At 60.2% G+C, this 14,700-nt stretch carries 21 protein-coding genes and 1 tRNA gene; 9 read left to right on the forward strand and 13 right to left on the reverse strand.

Features of this window, described 5'->3' with window-relative positions; all coding sequences use genetic code 11:
• Positions 1–94: 94 nt before the first annotated feature.
• A complete protein-coding gene (locus tag ACWGTI_RS04050; RefSeq protein ID WP_454585907.1) occupies positions 95–850 on the reverse strand; it encodes a hypothetical protein in 756 nt (251 codons plus the stop codon).
• Between the two features lie 360 nt (positions 851–1,210).
• Between ACWGTI_RS04050 and ACWGTI_RS04055 the strand changes: the two genes are divergently transcribed.
• Positions 1,211–1,300: transfer RNA gene (locus ACWGTI_RS04055), tRNA-Ser, on the forward strand.
• 239 nt (positions 1,301–1,539) lie between these two features.
• Here the strand turns inward: ACWGTI_RS04055 and greA are convergent.
• The gene (greA, locus tag ACWGTI_RS04060; RefSeq protein WP_454585908.1) at positions 1,540–2,022 is read right to left on the reverse strand and encodes a transcription elongation factor GreA; all 483 of its coding nucleotides are present in this window, start codon (positions 2,020–2,022) and stop codon (positions 1,540–1,542) included.
• Between the two features lie 235 nt (positions 2,023–2,257).
• Positions 2,258–3,658 carry a phospholipase D family protein gene (locus tag ACWGTI_RS04065; protein ID WP_454585909.1) on the reverse strand — a complete coding sequence of 467 codons (1,401 nt, stop codon included), beginning with the start codon at positions 3,656–3,658 and terminating at the stop codon, positions 2,258–2,260.
• Positions 3,659–3,927: 269 nt separating this feature from the next.
• Here ACWGTI_RS04065 and ACWGTI_RS04070 point away from each other — a divergent pair, with 269 nt between their 5' ends.
• From ACWGTI_RS04070 to ACWGTI_RS04090, 5 genes are all read left to right on the forward strand, one after another.
• Positions 3,928–4,149 carry a hypothetical protein gene (locus ACWGTI_RS04070; protein ID WP_454585910.1) on the forward strand — a complete coding sequence of 74 codons (222 nt, stop codon included), beginning with the start codon at positions 3,928–3,930 and terminating at the stop codon, positions 4,147–4,149.
• Positions 4,139–4,321, forward strand: a complete 183-nt coding sequence (locus tag ACWGTI_RS04075; RefSeq protein WP_454585911.1) for a hypothetical protein — start codon at positions 4,139–4,141, stop codon at positions 4,319–4,321. Before ACWGTI_RS04070 ends, ACWGTI_RS04075 begins: the two co-directional genes overlap by 11 nt.
• Positions 4,322–4,668: 347 nt before the next feature.
• Positions 4,669–5,088: a VOC family protein gene (locus tag ACWGTI_RS04080; RefSeq protein ID WP_454585912.1), complete on the forward strand. Its 420-nt coding sequence runs from the start codon at positions 4,669–4,671 to the stop codon at positions 5,086–5,088.
• A gap of 267 nt (positions 5,089–5,355) precedes the next feature.
• Positions 5,356–6,300, forward strand: coding sequence for a DMT family transporter (locus ACWGTI_RS04085; RefSeq protein WP_454585913.1), 945 nt, complete (start codon positions 5,356–5,358; stop codon positions 6,298–6,300).
• Between the two features lie 393 nt (positions 6,301–6,693).
• Positions 6,694–6,885 carry a hypothetical protein gene (locus tag ACWGTI_RS04090; protein WP_454574414.1) on the forward strand — a complete coding sequence of 64 codons (192 nt, stop codon included), beginning with the start codon at positions 6,694–6,696 and terminating at the stop codon, positions 6,883–6,885.
• Between the two features lie 633 nt (positions 6,886–7,518).
• On the opposite strand, the gene ACWGTI_RS04095 is transcribed toward ACWGTI_RS04090, so the two are convergent.
• The 6 genes from ACWGTI_RS04095 to ACWGTI_RS04120 form a co-directional block, all read right to left on the reverse strand.
• Positions 7,519–8,541 carry a L,D-transpeptidase family protein gene (locus tag ACWGTI_RS04095; RefSeq protein WP_454585914.1) on the reverse strand — a complete coding sequence of 341 codons (1,023 nt, stop codon included), beginning with the start codon at positions 8,539–8,541 and terminating at the stop codon, positions 7,519–7,521.
• 357 nt (positions 8,542–8,898) lie between these two features.
• Positions 8,899–9,207 (reverse strand): PilZ domain-containing protein, encoded by a 309-nt coding sequence (locus ACWGTI_RS04100; RefSeq protein ID WP_454585915.1) that lies wholly within the window; start codon positions 9,205–9,207, stop codon positions 8,899–8,901.
• Between the two features lie 23 nt (positions 9,208–9,230).
• A complete protein-coding gene (locus ACWGTI_RS04105) occupies positions 9,231–9,440 on the reverse strand; it encodes a hypothetical protein (protein ID WP_454585916.1) in 210 nt (69 codons plus the stop codon).
• Positions 9,441–9,558: 118 nt separating this feature from the next.
• Positions 9,559–10,134 (reverse strand): DUF308 domain-containing protein, encoded by a 576-nt coding sequence (locus ACWGTI_RS04110; RefSeq protein ID WP_454585917.1) that lies wholly within the window; start codon positions 10,132–10,134, stop codon positions 9,559–9,561.
• A 110-nt stretch (positions 10,135–10,244) separates the two neighbouring features.
• Complete coding sequence (locus ACWGTI_RS04115; protein ID WP_454585918.1) at positions 10,245–10,832, reverse strand: TetR/AcrR family transcriptional regulator; 588 nt, start codon at positions 10,830–10,832, stop codon at positions 10,245–10,247.
• Between the two features lie 192 nt (positions 10,833–11,024).
• The gene (locus ACWGTI_RS04120; RefSeq protein ID WP_454585919.1) at positions 11,025–11,363 is read right to left on the reverse strand and encodes a hypothetical protein; all 339 of its coding nucleotides are present in this window, start codon (positions 11,361–11,363) and stop codon (positions 11,025–11,027) included.
• 167 nt (positions 11,364–11,530) lie between these two features.
• Between ACWGTI_RS04120 and ACWGTI_RS04125 the strand changes: the two genes are divergently transcribed.
• Complete coding sequence (locus ACWGTI_RS04125; RefSeq protein WP_454585920.1) at positions 11,531–11,722, forward strand: hypothetical protein; 192 nt, start codon at positions 11,531–11,533, stop codon at positions 11,720–11,722.
• A gap of 47 nt (positions 11,723–11,769) precedes the next feature.
• Positions 11,770–12,033 (forward strand): hypothetical protein, encoded by a 264-nt coding sequence (locus ACWGTI_RS04130; RefSeq protein ID WP_454585921.1) that lies wholly within the window; start codon positions 11,770–11,772, stop codon positions 12,031–12,033.
• 26 nt (positions 12,034–12,059) lie between these two features.
• On the opposite strand, the gene ACWGTI_RS04135 is transcribed toward ACWGTI_RS04130, so the two are convergent.
• Positions 12,060–12,593, reverse strand: a complete 534-nt coding sequence (locus tag ACWGTI_RS04135) for an inorganic diphosphatase (protein ID WP_454585922.1) — start codon at positions 12,591–12,593, stop codon at positions 12,060–12,062.
• Positions 12,594–12,704: 111 nt separating this feature from the next.
• On the opposite strand from ACWGTI_RS04135, the gene ACWGTI_RS04140 reads away from it, so the two are divergent.
• The gene (locus ACWGTI_RS04140; RefSeq protein WP_454585923.1) at positions 12,705–12,914 is read left to right on the forward strand and encodes a hypothetical protein; all 210 of its coding nucleotides are present in this window, start codon (positions 12,705–12,707) and stop codon (positions 12,912–12,914) included.
• Between the two features lie 68 nt (positions 12,915–12,982).
• Here ACWGTI_RS04140 and ACWGTI_RS04145 read toward each other — a convergent pair whose 3' ends face one another.
• From ACWGTI_RS04145 to ACWGTI_RS04155, 3 genes are all read right to left on the reverse strand, one after another.
• Entirely contained in the window at positions 12,983–13,177 is a 195-nt protein-coding gene (locus tag ACWGTI_RS04145) for a hypothetical protein (protein WP_454585924.1), read from the reverse strand.
• Positions 13,178–13,366: 189 nt separating this feature from the next.
• Positions 13,367–13,621, reverse strand: coding sequence for a DUF6894 family protein (locus ACWGTI_RS04150; RefSeq protein ID WP_454585925.1), 255 nt, complete (start codon positions 13,619–13,621; stop codon positions 13,367–13,369).
• A gap of 128 nt (positions 13,622–13,749) precedes the next feature.
• Complete coding sequence (locus tag ACWGTI_RS04155; RefSeq protein ID WP_454585926.1) at positions 13,750–14,472, reverse strand: Crp/Fnr family transcriptional regulator; 723 nt, start codon at positions 14,470–14,472, stop codon at positions 13,750–13,752.
• Positions 14,473–14,700 lie beyond the last annotated feature (228 nt).

Raw genomic sequence — 14,700 nt, forward strand, 5'->3', positions numbered from 1 at the left:
AAGCTCCTCCCGAGGACCTTCCGGTCAAGACGAGGAATAGAATGCGTAGGCCCAGCGCGCAATCGGCCTACGCGAATTTGAAGCCCCCGTCCGCCTATATCGCCGCCTTTCGGCTGCGCCGATGGACGAGCCAGACGGCAAGGATGCCGCCGGCAATGGCGCCCACCACCAGCCCGGCAAGGCCGATGAACACGGCAAAATAGCCGCAGCCGCCCTCGAAACAGCTGATGTCGGTGACTTCGGCAATCCCCGCGCCCAGCCCGAAGCCGGCGACGGCGCCGACGACCGCGCCAAGAATGATGCCGAGCAGGGCTGCGGCAATCGAGGCGAAGGCTGACGGTGCTTGCCCTTGCCGCGCAGTATAGACGGCCGCGGGTCCGGCATCGCGGCGCAGCAGGTAGATGCAAAACAGGCCGGTGCCGATTTCGGCTGCGGTGATGGCCAGGCTTCTGGCGGAGAAGACGAATTCCGGCACGGCCAGCACATAGGCCTGCCTTGCCAGCAGAAAGACGATGACGGCGATCTGCCAGAAGGTGAAATGGCGCGAGAAGTGCGCCGAACGGCCGAAGGCGAGGCCGAGCAGATAAAGCCCCCACAGGATGGTGATGATGTCGAAGGCCAGCGCGCCAAGGACGAAATAGAAGACCGTGTCCGGCAGGCCGGAACTGCCCACCAGCCACCAGGCCGAGACCAGCCCATAGACCGACAACGCCATGACGAAGGCCAGCCAGACCACCGGGATGAAGGACAGGTCCGAACGCCCGGGCGGCGGCAGCCCGCCCGGCACGCCGCTGCCTTGCACGCCTCTGGCCGGCGTTCCGCCGGCCGGCTGTTCATTGCTCGATGTCATGTCCGGACGTTGCCCCCGCAAAGCCTCCGCCTCACTCGACAGCCGGCCGGGGGCGAAGTCAAGCGCGGCCGGCCCTGCCGCCTTGCCTGTGCACACCATTCGGAGCCGAGGCGCCCTTGAAGCGGAGGCCTCGGTGGCTCCGCGAAACGATGCATGGCCGGCAAAGAGAATAGACTGTCGTTATGGCTTGGCATTCGGCGCCGGATCGACTAGATGAGCCCCGCGCCCGTTTGATCGACGGGCGCCGGGAAGGGCACCGCTGGTTGGCGGCGCCCCGTGACGCGGGTCTCCCCCGCACTTCCCAAAGGGATGCATCTCCCCAACCCGCGCGGCAAAACCGGCCGGCGCGAATGCAAGGACGGAGAGGTGGCCGAGTGGTTGAAGGCGCACGCCTGGAAAGTGTGTTTACGGGAGACCGTAACGCGGGTTCGAATCCCGCTCTCTCCGCCAGCTATTCAATAAAACTGATTAAAATCAACCCGATAGAAAACTGTTAGTAGACCCACCTTATGGCTCGCCAACAGGCTGTTTGCTTTGAAGTGCGGGACGCGCACCGCGCTTTTGCGCCTCATCGGAGCCCACAAATAGCTGCTCTTAGCCCTTGGTGGCCCCGAGTTGACGCTGCCTACGCAGAACTCGCTGCGCATCACCCGAAGGGGCAAAACATCTGCACTTCCCCCGATGTCCAGCTAGGAGATGGACAGGATCTCGAGTTCGCGCTGCCCTAGATGGACAACATCTCCAACGGTTTTGCCAATCAGCGCGATGGCAACCGGTGAACCATGCGACATGGAGGCCTGAGATGGGTTGGCCTCATCCTCACCGACGATGCGGAAGGTCTGAGTGCGGCCATCGTCACGCTCGAAGGTGACGGTGTGACCGAAGGTGATCACTTCATTGGACGTCGGCGCAGACATAAGCTGGGCCGTACGGACGCGTTCGGTATAATAGCGTATATCTCGAACCGGAACCGCCGACTGCCGCCGCCTTTCGTTGACATCGTCCAGCGCGTTGGCGGCCTCGAGAGCCTGCTGGGCGCGAGCCAATTCATCCTGCAACATCTTAAGCCCCGCCTCAGTGACGAGGTTGATCCGATCGGAGATAGGTCGAGCCGGCAATACGGTTTCCGCCGCTGCCTCGGCACTTTCCTCCTTGGCAAATGCTACGCTCAATTGGTCAAATCTCCCTGTCGAACACCGTCATTGATCAGATAACGTATGGCTGACCGCAAAGCTGCAACAATCTGGCGCCTGGCCTCGGCAGGAACGTCCATACGTGTGCGCAGGGCAGGCTCCTCCCTTGCATCAATGCTACAAGCGGGCGATCCTTTGTTCGTCCCGGCCCCTCACCGGCCGTCTCGCCTTGCGGGGGCCTGGCAACTACAGCAGTGCGATCTTGTGTTGCCGTCTAGAGCTGGGATTCGATCGGAAGATGGCGGACCAAACCCGCCAGGATACGGCGAAAATATCCGGCTTCTGGTTCATGCGTATAGTCTTGGAGCCTGCCTTCGTCCCGTCCATGCCAGTGCAGCACGTTGCCTTTCAGTTCAAGCCGATAGCTAGCCTCCGGAGATATCTCTGATTGGAATTGATTCCGCAGCTCAGCGACCAATTGGGCATCCTCAAAGAGCACGCCCATCTCCGAATTCAATGACACTGACCGCGGATCGAAATTGAAGGAGCCGACGAAGCCGATCTTGTCGTCAACGGTGAAAGCTTTCGTATGCAGACTGGCGCCCTTTGAACCAAACACCGAGATCGCCGGCTGACGGCTGAACGGCTGAAGCTCGAAAAGTTTGACGCCGTTCCTCAGCAGCCGCCTGCGGTAGTTTGCGTAGGCGCCATGGACCGCGGCGACGTCTGTAGCAGCCAGGGAGTTGGTCAGAACCGAAACCTCAACACCGGCGCCGACAAGGTCCAGCAAGATCGCTGTGCCTCTTTTGCCGGGGATGAAATAGGGCGACACAATTTCCAGACACCCGCGCGTCGACTGAATGATGGGACGCAGCTCTTTCATAAGCCAGCTGCGACGTCTCCAGCCGCGAACCTTCTCTGGTGGATCGGAAATGACCCGCACGCCATCCACCCAATGAACGTCGTTGTTGGCCGCGATAAACTCTGCAATTGAGCCTCGATCGCCAATGCCGTTCAAGAATTTTGACTCGGTTTCGGAATCGTTTGGCTCGAACAATTTCGCTTGCTTCTGGTCGGCAATGGACCCGAGCGTTTTGATTGGCGTGGCTTCCTCACAAGCCCAGAAGGCATCGAATATGTGGCTCGTTTGCTGGACCGCAGGGCCTAGGAGCAGCATATCGAGGTCCCGGAAATTGGTCTCTGCCGCATCGAAATAGGCATCGCCGACATTCCGACCGCCGACAATGGCAAACTTGCCGTCGGCGATCCAGGCCTTGTTGTGCATGCGTCTTGTCAGTGCAAAGAGCCGCAACAGCACTTCCACACCACGCATGATCCGGCCGCTTCTGATTCCGCTTGGATTGAACAATTTCAGTTCGATGTTTGGATGGTTGTTCAGCGCCAGATATGCTGCATCGCTTTTGCGCGGATTGGCGTCGTCCAGGAGCATTCGCACTCGCACGCCGCGCTCAGCGGCTCGAAAAACCTCCTGCAAGAGCAAGCGTCCGGTGTGGTCGTCGTGCCAAAGGTAATACATCAGGTCGAGGGTGCGCACTGCACTCCTTGACGCCAGCACACGCACGGCGAAAGCGTCATGATTGTCCGAGACAAGCAGCAACCCGCTCTTGCCGGCCTTGATGTTGTCGTCTGCGGTTTGAGAAACCGATACGTCCATGAAAGTTGGCCACCTTCGGACGGCGATCACAGCCGGCCTTGCTCAAAATCATAGCAAGAACCCGTCAGTGCGATTCTGGTTGCATGTCCCAGCCCAACTGACGGAACTCGCCCCCTGTTCGTCGTGCGTGCAGCGGGTGAAACCACTTATACCGATGGCGCATTTCTGGCGCCAACCGCGGTACCAGCAACTCTTGTCCTTAAACGCGGCCGTCCGGAACAAAACGCAGCCTCACCTATTGATGCCTAGCATGAAGCGGGTGACGGCAGATGGTGGATAAGACAGTACCGGCGGATAAAGCGGCCAAGATATTCATGGGGCGCCTGACCCGAGGGTCGGTTCCTCGACACGAGTTGGAATTCATCGGCAAAATGGGCCGCATCAATCGCGAGGAGGCTGTGGCTCTTCTGCAGAAGCATATGGGCGATCGAGAGGCGGTCTTCAGGGAGCTGGCGTCGCTCCTGACCCTCGGAGGACGGCATGGAAGATGATTTAAAACAGAGATTGATCGACCACAGCGCCCGTATACAAGCAAGGGCGGCTGAGTTGGCGCTGCCAGACGGCAACAGCGATATCTCCGCGCTGATGTCAGGCATTGCGTTGACGCTCGAAGCCCTGCTGGTCGAAGACGCCACGGTCTGGGCCAACATTGGACCCATCTGACCGCGCGTAAAACTTCGTTGAGGCTCGGCAGGAAAAGCGCGGTTCTGCCGAAGCGAGAAGATGCCTAGCGGTAGGTGCGTCCCTATTCGCACGGGGCCGGATCGATCAAACAGATTGAGCGGTCCTAAACCTCTCCGAACTCAGCTTCGTTCCTTGGCATCAGGTGCCCCTCGTAGTCAACGGGCGGCAGGAACATGACTTCGGTCTTCTTGCGGCCGAACTCTCTGCCGATCTGTAACGCCGCATGGCGATCTAAAAAAGTTGAGATGCTGTGTCGGGCCTGTGGGCGGCCAACCGTCTTGAAGAAGGCGCCACTCGCCGGATCTCAACAACCAAAGGAATGATCGATGAGCAAGAAGATTTTTGTGAGCCTGCCGGTGACCGACGTGAAGGCATCCATGGCGTTCTATGAATCTCTCGGCTTCAAGAACAATCCCAGCTTTACCAGTGAGACGGCTGCGGGGATGGTGTGGAGTGAAGAAATCAACTTCATGCTGCTGAGCCGTGAAAAATGGCAGACCACGACTACTCGCCCCATCCCGCCATCAACGTCCAACGAGGTAATGCTGGCGCTATCCCTGGACAGCCGCGAGGCGGTCGATGCGATGGCCGCCGCAGCTGCTGCGAACGGTGGCGCCGCCGACATCAATCCAATCGAAGATCATGGGTTCATGTATACCCGCGACCTCGCTGATCCCGATGGCCATGCCGTGGGCGCGATGTGGATGGACGTTTCCGCCATGCCTTCCGGCGACAAGGCGGACTGACATAGTTACTCGATCAGCCTTGAGGCAGTAGGCCCGCTTGTAGTGGAAACAACTAACGGACGTTGAACTTCCAATGCCCGATGTGTGACTTGACCCGTTCCGGTCGTCGCATCCCCTCACGCGAGAGAACCTCCTCGCTCCATCAAAGACATGTGGTGGCCGAGCGCAGTTTCCTTTTGGCCTCATCCTTTCAAAACGGATGCACAACCCAACGACGCAGGTTATGTTGCCCCGTCGGGCCTACGTCATCGAAGGGGAGAGCATGACATGCAGGCAATGCCGATAGCGCATCAAGCCGCGCAACCCGAGGTCAGGCCCATATCCTCCTTGACCGGCTATCCGGCCGCCGTCCTGTGCTGGCTGCTTTCGGCCGGTGTCTATATCGCGGCCAAATGGGTGGCGCCTGAGATGCCGCCCTGGGGCCTCTGCTTCTGGCGGCTGACGCTTGCCTGCGCCATCCTGCTGCCGATTGTGCACCGTCATCACGACGCGATGATCGGGCTTTTGCGCACGCGCGCCGCGGAGGTCGTCGCCGTGGGGGCGATCGGCCTCACGCTGTGCCAGGGTATGATCTACCATGGCCTCAACGACACCGACGCCACCACAGCCGGTATCATCATGGCGCTATCGCCTGTCATGACGATGGTGCTCGCCCGTTTCGTGCTTGGCGAGCCGCTCGGGCTGTGGAAGTCGCTTGGCGCGTTGGTTGCGCTCGCCGGGATGATTTTCATCGTTGCCCACGGGAACCTGACGGCGCTGCTGCAACTCCAGTTCAACGCCGGTGAGCTGTGGATCGTCGGCAGCGCGTTCTGCTGGGGCCTGTACACCGTGCTTTTGCGCCGCGCCAAATTCGGCATCGAGCTTCTGCCGATGGTTGTGCTGCTGCTCGGCGCCGGTGCGCTGGTCGCCTTGCCTTTCCATGTGTGGGAATTGTTCAACGACGAACGCTCCGCCATGAACGTCCACAGCATTCTCGCGCTCGCCTATCTGGCAGGTCCCGGCGGCGCCTTGATGTACTATCTCTACAACAAAAGCGTGGAAACGCTCGGCGCGAGCCGGGCGAGCATGCTGCTTTACCTTCAGACGGTGTTCGTCGCCGTGCTCGCCTATCTGCTTCTCGGCGAGGAGTTGCACGATTACGATCTGGTCGGTGCGGCCTTCATCGTCGCCGGCATCGTACTTGCCACCGCGATCAAACCAAGGCCAGCTTGACCACCAGACCGACAACGCAACTTGGCAAGCGGTTGCTTGACCCGCGACCATGCTCCTGCCGCGTGCGATGTTGCGATGTTCGTCAGCAGTCGTCCCGCAGGCGCTGGACCCGCTGATCGCAAAGATGGGTGGGTTATCGCGAGATTTGCCTCGTCGCAGGATTTTCGCGCCACTATGTCAAACTTTATTGCTGGCAACGGTCCCCCGGCCGATAATCCTTTTGCTTGGCGGGGGTGGGCAGCCGGCGGCCTGCGCGCTTCTTCCGTATAGGGAGAAGGCGCGGGTCCTCGGTTAAGTTTGGTCGAGGCCCTAAAGACTTTTGTGATTTGAAGAACTGATTTCGGCGGTCCCATAAATTCGTGATTGTCCACATTGCGCGGGAGGCAGTGCGAAATGGATGATGTAACATTCAACGTCTGGGCTTGCCCCTGTGTTGAAGTGACCGAGGCCTGCGGCGAATGGTTCGTCCGCGTGGTCGAGGATGACCAGGAACTGACCCGATCATTCGATCTGGAATCGTTCGCGCTGGCCTATGCGGAAGGTCAGCGAATACGGTTGGGGCTTGCGGACTTCAGGCGATTGTAGACACCTGTAGCCTTGTATCAGGCAAACGTCTGGACGCCTCCCTAAGGTGATAGAGGGGCATTGGCCACTGGCACGCCTGTATGCATTGGCCATCTGGGGGGCGAAAACTAAAAAGGCCCCTCCGCTGGGTCGACGCGCTGACCCTTGCCAGCTGATCGACAGGTTGCCCCTGATCACGCGGGGAACCTTTTATCGGCGAGTCGATTTGTCTGCATGTCCCGAGCCGTCGAACCACCCATATTGCCAAAGGATAGCCCAGACCGGGCGGCCAACTGTGAAGTCGCCTTGGAAGCCGCATTCGCAGCGCTGGTGACTGCGTCGGAAGCGCAAGGGTGGACGCCGCACGAAACGGCTTCATCCCTCCTGAAAATCGCTACGGAGCATGCCCAGCAGTTCACGCCTGTGCCGGCTGAGCCGCCGAGATGGCAATCACGAAGAAGTATATTGATTACGTGTGCCGCGCTCGTGCTTTTGCTGTGTGCCGCCATCGTTTGGTGGGCGCTGAGGTGAGCGCGTCGATCGGCGACAAGGTCCGGATCAAAGAGTTACTCCGAAGTCGAAGCAGTGGCCGACCAGGTGTTTCCGAGACAGCAGTGAAGCCGTCGGCAATCACGGCTTCTTGAGGGGCATGGTCTAATCGGCGAGCTTGACGTCTGCGTCCGCTACCTCGTCCTTGAAATTAACTTTCGTGCCCTTCTGCACCATGGAGGCGAGGTCTTCGGCATCCCAGTTGGTCAGCCTGATGCAGCCATGCGAGAAGGTCGTTCCGATCTTGCCGGGTTCGGGCGTGCCGTGAATGCCGTAGCTTTCGATAGATAGATCGATCCAGACCGACCCAACGGGGTTGTTCGGCCCTGCAGCAATGGTGAAGGGCCGCTTGGTCTTTACTCCCTTGAAGGCGAAGTCCGGATCATAGTGATAGGTAGGATTGTGCGCTACGCGCTTGATCTCTGTCATGCCGCTTGGCGCCGGCTTCTCGTCGCTCCCGATCGATGCGGGGTAGACTGCGAGCCATCTGCCGGAAGGATCGAGCACGCGCACCTGGCGGGCGCCCTTGTCGACCTCGACGCTGGCAACGCCCGCTGGAGCATCGCCCCGGCCAACATCTGGCACCATCAAGGTCACGCCGGCCCTCCCGAAACCGGCGCGGGGATTGAGTCTTCTCAGCAATTGTTCGCTAATATGGAAGCGCTCCGCCAGCTTCTCTACCGCGTTGCGGTAGCCCAGCCGCGGCAGACGGGCCATCCTCTCCATGCGGCCCGGAATCCGCTTGGTAAATGGTCCGCGCACATCCTTACGCGTTACCTCATAGGCTACCAGAACCGGGCTGGCGGAGGTTGTCATCAGCTTATCCCAGGTCTCCCGCGTGAGCTTGCCATCGGACTGGAATCCGTTCGCCGTCTGAAAGGCGCTAACCGCCTTGGCGAAGTTCTCGGAGAGGCGGCCGTTGATCAGGCCCGGCGAGAATCGGGCGCGATCCAGAAGAATCTGCGCTTTCAGTATAGTTGGATTGTCACCTTTGGGTTGGCCGACGCCGAATTGGGCCTGATTGACGGCGGTTTGGTCCAGCTTGGCCGCCTCCGCCCCGTCGCAAGCGAGGGCGAGCGCCGCGGCGAAAAGAAGGTGCCTAAACATCGAGTCACTCCGGAGCTGCACAGGACCCCCCTTTATGACGCGGAACGGCCTTTCTGGTTCCGTTCGCTGACAGCTGATTCATCGGCAGATCTTATGGAAAGGCCCGCCACGTCGCTGTTGCGAGCCTTTTCAGTGCGACGGGCACTGGTTACGTCAGGAGTGGCGGGCTTTTGCCGGTGCCAAGTCGGCCGGTTGAGGTAACCCCGGCCTAATTGATTGGCTGGGGGCCAGCTGGACATTGGACGGTCGATCGGCAATCGCGTTCGCATCAGCGTAGTTGTGATTACGGCTGGCCAATCCGAGCGGAGATTGCGCGGAAAGCGGGGGGACATCCACCCAAGGCGCGGTGCATGCAGGCATGGGTGGTGGCTACCGCCTCTACGTCTGCCTTCCCGAATCGAGTTGCACCCCAAGTCGCTCCTTCCTTCTCCACCGGACCACGGCGCGATAACTGGTTTGATCTACGGGCACGTGAAGCACGAAACGGTCGGGAATTGCGATGTCGGCCTTCACCCGTAACTCCGCACCGTGGGCGTGCTGGTTACAGACCAGGCAATTGATAGTGGCGTCGCCGGATTGGATCGTCGCTTCCTTCAGAACAAGGTCCCGGATATGCGACCGTCGCTCTACTGGTGGGTCAGTCGGCACTGGCTCATTCCTCTTATTTGACGAACTGAAACCCATCATTCCGGAACGCGGGTTGGAAGGCGCTACCGGCCCAGCGGCTGCCTCGAAAGACTGACGAGCTCGGCTTCGTCGACCACGCCGGCCATGTAGTTCGCGATAATCCGGGATGCGAGAGCATCGCGTGCTTCCGGCGATTGACCGTCGCGCTTGAGCTGCTGAAATACACGCCCCAACAGGTCGAGTTCGGATGGCCGGAGAATTCCAGCCTCCGTGGCCTTGCTATGAATGGTCACTTGTGATCCTCCACCGCGGTCAACAAACATACGACCGCGGCCAGGAAACTCAACTGAACTGTTGGGGGCCGCCGTCAGGGGGCGCGGATCTCAATATCGCTTCGGACCGGTGAGGCCCTCAGCCAGCGGCCGGTGCCGACTTGCGCCGCGCGTCGCTCACCGTCAGCCAGACGGCGGAGACCAGGAAGTAGAAGGCGCCGAACGCGGCATAGGGCGCGACGTTGGTGATGTCGATCACCGCCGCAGTGCCCGCCATCTTCACAAAAAAGATGCCGGCCAGCGCCGACTGGGCGCCGCTCAGCACCATCGCCCATTGCGCGCCGGACTTCCAGCGTCGAATCGCGGTGGCGAGCTGGAAAAGGCCAGACAGGACCGCCCAGACGCCGAACACCGCCAGGACCGCATTCATGGACTTGCCGAGGGCAATGGCGACCGCCACCGTGGTGACGACGCTGATGACGAAGTTGAGCAGCTGCGTCTTGTTGCGGCTCAAGCCGCCGCTGCGCCGGGCGTCGACGAAATTGGCCAGCGCATCCCAGGCGGGATAAGCGACCAGCATAACGGCTGCCAGGGACGGCATTGCCTTGGCGACCGTGAACGCCAGGAGCACCCAGGCGGCCGCGACGGCAAAGCGTGTGAAATAGTAGCTCTTGAGCCAGGTGGATGGGTTGGTTTCATTTGTCTGGGCAAGCATTCTGATTTCCTTTCGTGTTTAAGTTAGTATACCTACTAGAAGGTAGGTAGGATGGATGCGTTACGGGATTCGGTGGAGGGTTCGCCCCCTCTGCCGGCGCGAATTCCCTGTTAGTGAACCTTCGCCGATAGACGTTGCACGGTCGGCGTCAGGATGGCGTCAAAGACGGCAGGGTTGCCATAGGCACGCGCCGACAGCATCGCGCCATGGACAGTCGCCATGAACGTCTCGGCCTCCAGCCCGGCAGAGCCGGCGAATCTGAGAATCCCCTGTGCAGCGCCCCGCTCCATGACCTTGGTCAACCAGGACGACAGAAAGCGAAAGTAAGTCCGCACCTCGACGGCAACTTCAGGCGGGAGTGCCGGGAGTTCGCTGGCAAGCAGCGCGCAAACGCAAAACGGGACGCTCGCGTCTTCAATGCATCTTGCCCAGTGCCCGGCATAGGCTCGAAGCAGTGCAAACGAGTCAGGGACCTTGCTTTCCAGATCTGCCATGGCGAGTTCGGTCCGCTCGCGATGGCGGGCAACAAGCGTCCGGACGAGATCGACCTTGCTGGGGAAATGATGGTGGATACTCGCCTTGCGGATTCCCACCTCGCCGGCGATGTCGGCATAGCTGAATCCGTTGTAGCCGCCCGACACGATGAAGTTTCGCGCCGACGCCAGAATCTGATCGGAGGTCATCACAAGATTGGTCATGACGCTTACCTACCTACTAGTAGGACAGCTGTCAATCCCGAATTTCAAAGCAAGGAAATATATGCCAAGGCCTGCGACCGATCTGGCAATCCACCCCAGAATGAAAGCCCGCCGGCCAAGCCGGCAGGTGCGATAATCCGCGGTCCATCCCGCAACGGGACAGACCGCGCCAAATTCACCTCCGGCTGCCCGCTAGAACCAGCGGCGGTCACGTTCCTGTGCTTGCCCGAGCAGCAGGCCGATCAACAGCCCGGCAATGCCACCGAGCACGAAAGCGCTGCTGATGGTACCGGGATTTTGCTGGACGGTTTCGGACACTGTCTGCGCCTGCGATCTCAGTTGCTGCGCTGCCCGTGCCGCGCGTTCGGTGGCGCTGCCATACCAGCCGCCTGCCTCTTCGACGGCCTCTTCGGCGCGGTCGGCAAGCGTCCTGTTGATCTTGCTGATCTCGCGCTTCAGCGATGCGACCTGCTTCTCCAGGGCTTCCTGGGCTTCTCGGGTGGAAATCTTCGGGGTTTCGTTATCGGCCATGGCTGTTCCTTTCATTGAGGTACGGTGAACGGCCAACAGACAAGGATGGTTCCCCTGACCGCGCTCACCGCCATTCGCCCGGCCGCCGCTAACTTTTGATATTGAAAAGCGCTTCGCGCGAGCCTTATAAAAATAGACGTTTCCCATTGCTCTTGAGGAGAATTGCGATGGATAACGTCCAGAGCAACAGAGTTGATCCACCCGCCATCGAAGTGGTCGAAGCCTGCGGCGAATGGTTCGTCCGCGTGATCGAAGACGGCAAGGCGACCACAACGTCGTTCGAACTCGAGGCGTTCGCCCTGACCTTCGCTGAAGGCCAGCGAATGCGGCTGGGATTGGAGGCGGTGACGCGGATTTAGCATTGGCTGCGAATGCTTGATGATCGGCGAGAAGACGCACTCCCTCATTGGCGGCCGAGCCCCTGCAAAACGACAGCGACATGCTTTTTGGGAACAGTCTGCCGATCCAACGGTTGTGCCTGATGGAGGGCACGCCGTTGTCGAATCCATCGAGCCATTCTGAAACGTTGCGAGCGGTTTCGGACCTGCTCCACCGCGCCCGGATTGTCATCCGCGATAGCGGGCATGCCGTGGCGATGTTCGAAATAGACACGCTGTTGCAGGTCGCCCAGACCGAGGTCGCGCGCAGCCTCGAACGCAACGATCGCTGAACCTCGGTGGCCACCGCGGGCGGTGTTCATTTGCGGGCCGTGAAGGCCTTCATTCCCTTTTTGATGGACTTGCGCGCCGCGTTGGCGTCCTGCCAGCCTTTGAACCTGATCGTCTTGCCCGTTCCCAGCACCGACGACAGAAAGAACTGTTCGATCTCGCGCCTGAGATGCTCGGGCACCTGGTCCGCGGCGACCGGCTCGTCTTCGGCATCCTCCTTGCGTGGGCAAAAGATGTAGCGGTCATTGCGCAGGGCCGCGCCGCCCTTGTCCTTCTGCTTGACCCGCAAGGCGCCCAGCAGATCGCATTTGATGACGATGCCGGGGGCTGTGGCCGCCTGGTGGATGACCAGCCCGTCGAGGGGATCGCCATCCTCGCCGAGTGTCGAAGGGATAAAGCCCCAGTCGTAGGGATAGGTCATCCCGACCGGCAACGGGCGAACATAGGCGAAGGCCTGGATGGCCGGGTCATAGGCCATTTTGGCGGCAGCCCCGCGCGGGGTCTCGATCACCACTCTGACCATACCCTTGGTCGTGGTCGGCAGTTTCAGGTAGTCGGGCATCGGCGTGCTTCTCTCGAATCCGGTTCGCTTGGATGGAACTTCAAGACAGGAAGAATGTTCCGGAGGACAGGCCGCCGGCTAAGGAGATTCTGACAGGGAGATTTCAGGGGAATGACAAGAGCTGCTCTGCATCTGCTCAAGGGCGTCGGCTATCTGATTTCGACCGGCAGTGTCGTCCTGCTGGCCATCGTGAGCTGGTCGAGCGCTTCACAAAATCCGCTGCTGGCCGCCTGCCTGCTCGGCGGTGCCGTGGCATCGATCGTCGGCATGTTCTGCCGCTGGCTCACCTACGAGATCGAAAAGCGCCAGGAGAACAAATAGGCGCGTCGGCAGCGTCGGCTCGGGTCGCATGACTCCGCTTCGACCCGACGCGCTCAGTTTGGTAGCGCCTACTTGCGCACAATCCAGTCGAGCATGGCAGGATCCGCGTCATCGTGGTCGGTCATCGACCGCACCATCTGCGCGGCGCCGTCGCGCCATTTATGCTCCGGAATATTCTCCTGCAGGACCCAGGCCTTGAACGCCTCACGGATCACATCGCAGTCGAAGGCGGAAACGGAATCGCGGAAGTGGAGTTTTGTCATGGGGGCCCCGCATTGTGGCGGGAGCACCTGATGTGGCTACCAAGCACCCGTATGCCGTTAGAGGCGGGCGACAAGCGATCCTCCGCTTTCTGATGGCGCGGTCAACCACATATGTGAATCAAGACCGGCCAAGGTACACGATTCCCCGGTTGACGGGACTGCGCGAACCCCTTGCGTCCCCGAATCCCTTCACCCTCTGACGGCCGGCGCCCAGTCCCCGTGGACTGTGGTCGAGATGTGCAGGGTAAACAGCCTCCGGCCCTCGCCATCGCTGACTTCCATGCGCCATTCCCGATCGCGTTCAAAGTTGCCGTCCAGATCGCGTAATATGTGTCCGGTGGTCTGTGTTGCCTGTTCCCAGGCAGCCTCGATATCGACCAGTACGACGCCGTCTTCGTCGCGCAGCAGCGGTCCATAACCGGTGTCGAAGAAATATCTGGGCATCGGGACTGCCTCGAAGTTCTATCCGCAACCCGGGATGGGATGGGCTGGTCTTGCCATAAGACAGGAAATTTGCCGCTCCCGCATTCACATGCGTTAAGGCCCTATGCATTGAGGCCCCGCGCAAAGGCTCAGTCACTGAACGCAGGTTTTTTGCGCAGATGCAGGTAGTTCGGGTTCCACCCGGCCTCCTGCTCGAGCCCCTTGGGGTTGAGCACCGTCAGCTGGTCGCCTTCGAGGCTGATCAAGGATTTGCGGCGAAGCGACTGCAGGACCCGGTTCATATGCACCGGCGTGACGCCCATTGTGTCGGCCAACTCGACCTGCGTGAGCGGCAGCGTGTATCTGTCGTCCGACACGAGGCCGACCGACCGCAACCGCGCCAGCAATTCGCACAGCAGATGCGCAATTCTCGGCTCGGCCTGTCTCTGGCCGATGTTGACCAGCCACTCGCGCAAGGTACCCTCATCGACCATCGTGCTCATCAGCATGGCTCTGGCGATCGCCGGGCGGTCAAGCAGTTGCTGGATGGCCGAGCGGCTGACATCCACAACCTGGCATGCGGCAAGCGTTCCGACGGAATGATCCATGTGTTCGAGCAGATAGGCATGCAGGTCGCAGAGGTCACCAGGCACCAGGTAAGCCATGATCTGGCGCCGGCCGTCCTGCAAGATCTTGTAGCGGCAGGCAAATCCGCTCAGCACCAGATGGACGTCGCCCGGCCTGTCTCCTTCCGAGATCAGATCGACATAGGCCCGGACGGTGCGGGTCTCGCTCACGATCGAGTCAAGCAGAGAAAGATCGGCTTCGTCGAGGCGCCCGAAATTGAGAAGCTTTCGACTGAGAAAGTTCACGCCCATTAGTCCAACTTGCGGTGAAATCCCCTGCAGGTTCAAGCCCGTCCGGAAGCAGCACTAACATATGATAACCCGTGGCCAAAAAGGCGGCAACAGGACCACCTCTCATGAGGGTCGTCGAAAAGCTGGAATGACTTGCCCAACAGCGCAAGGTTGGCAAGAATGGAGCGCCCGAGCTTAACATACGTTGAAGCGGACAATCCAAATAAGGGCATAATCACTCCA

Source organism: Mesorhizobium sp. ArgA1, from assembly GCF_053714375.1.

Bases quoted from the DNA above. Each gene is read 5' to 3' on its own strand.
- ACWGTI_RS04050 (WP_454585907.1), bottom strand. From the start codon at position 850: ATGACATCGAGCAATGAACAGCCGGCCGGCGGAACGCCGGCCAGAGGC.
- ACWGTI_RS04065 (WP_454585909.1), bottom strand. From the start codon at position 3,658: ATGGACGTATCGGTTTCTCAAACCGCAGACGACAACATCAAGGCCGGC.
- ACWGTI_RS04070 (WP_454585910.1), top strand. From the start codon at position 3,928: ATGGTGGATAAGACAGTACCGGCGGATAAAGCGGCCAAGATATTCATG.
- ACWGTI_RS04075 (WP_454585911.1), top strand. From the start codon at position 4,139: ATGGAAGATGATTTAAAACAGAGATTGATCGACCACAGCGCCCGTATA.
- ACWGTI_RS04080 (WP_454585912.1), top strand. From the start codon at position 4,669: ATGAGCAAGAAGATTTTTGTGAGCCTGCCGGTGACCGACGTGAAGGCA.
- ACWGTI_RS04085 (WP_454585913.1), top strand. From the start codon at position 5,356: ATGCAGGCAATGCCGATAGCGCATCAAGCCGCGCAACCCGAGGTCAGG.
- ACWGTI_RS04090 (WP_454574414.1), top strand. From the start codon at position 6,694: ATGGATGATGTAACATTCAACGTCTGGGCTTGCCCCTGTGTTGAAGTG.
- ACWGTI_RS04100 (WP_454585915.1), bottom strand. From the start codon at position 9,207: ATGATGGGTTTCAGTTCGTCAAATAAGAGGAATGAGCCAGTGCCGACT.
- ACWGTI_RS04110 (WP_454585917.1), bottom strand. From the start codon at position 10,134: ATGCTTGCCCAGACAAATGAAACCAACCCATCCACCTGGCTCAAGAGC.
- ACWGTI_RS04115 (WP_454585918.1), bottom strand. From the start codon at position 10,832: ATGACCAATCTTGTGATGACCTCCGATCAGATTCTGGCGTCGGCGCGA.
- ACWGTI_RS04120 (WP_454585919.1), bottom strand. From the start codon at position 11,363: ATGGCCGATAACGAAACCCCGAAGATTTCCACCCGAGAAGCCCAGGAA.
- ACWGTI_RS04125 (WP_454585920.1), top strand. From the start codon at position 11,531: ATGGATAACGTCCAGAGCAACAGAGTTGATCCACCCGCCATCGAAGTG.
- ACWGTI_RS04135 (WP_454585922.1), bottom strand. From the start codon at position 12,593: ATGCCCGACTACCTGAAACTGCCGACCACGACCAAGGGTATGGTCAGA.
- ACWGTI_RS04140 (WP_454585923.1), top strand. From the start codon at position 12,705: ATGACAAGAGCTGCTCTGCATCTGCTCAAGGGCGTCGGCTATCTGATT.
- ACWGTI_RS04145 (WP_454585924.1), bottom strand. From the start codon at position 13,177: ATGACAAAACTCCACTTCCGCGATTCCGTTTCCGCCTTCGACTGCGAT.
- ACWGTI_RS04150 (WP_454585925.1), bottom strand. From the start codon at position 13,621: ATGCCCAGATATTTCTTCGACACCGGTTATGGACCGCTGCTGCGCGAC.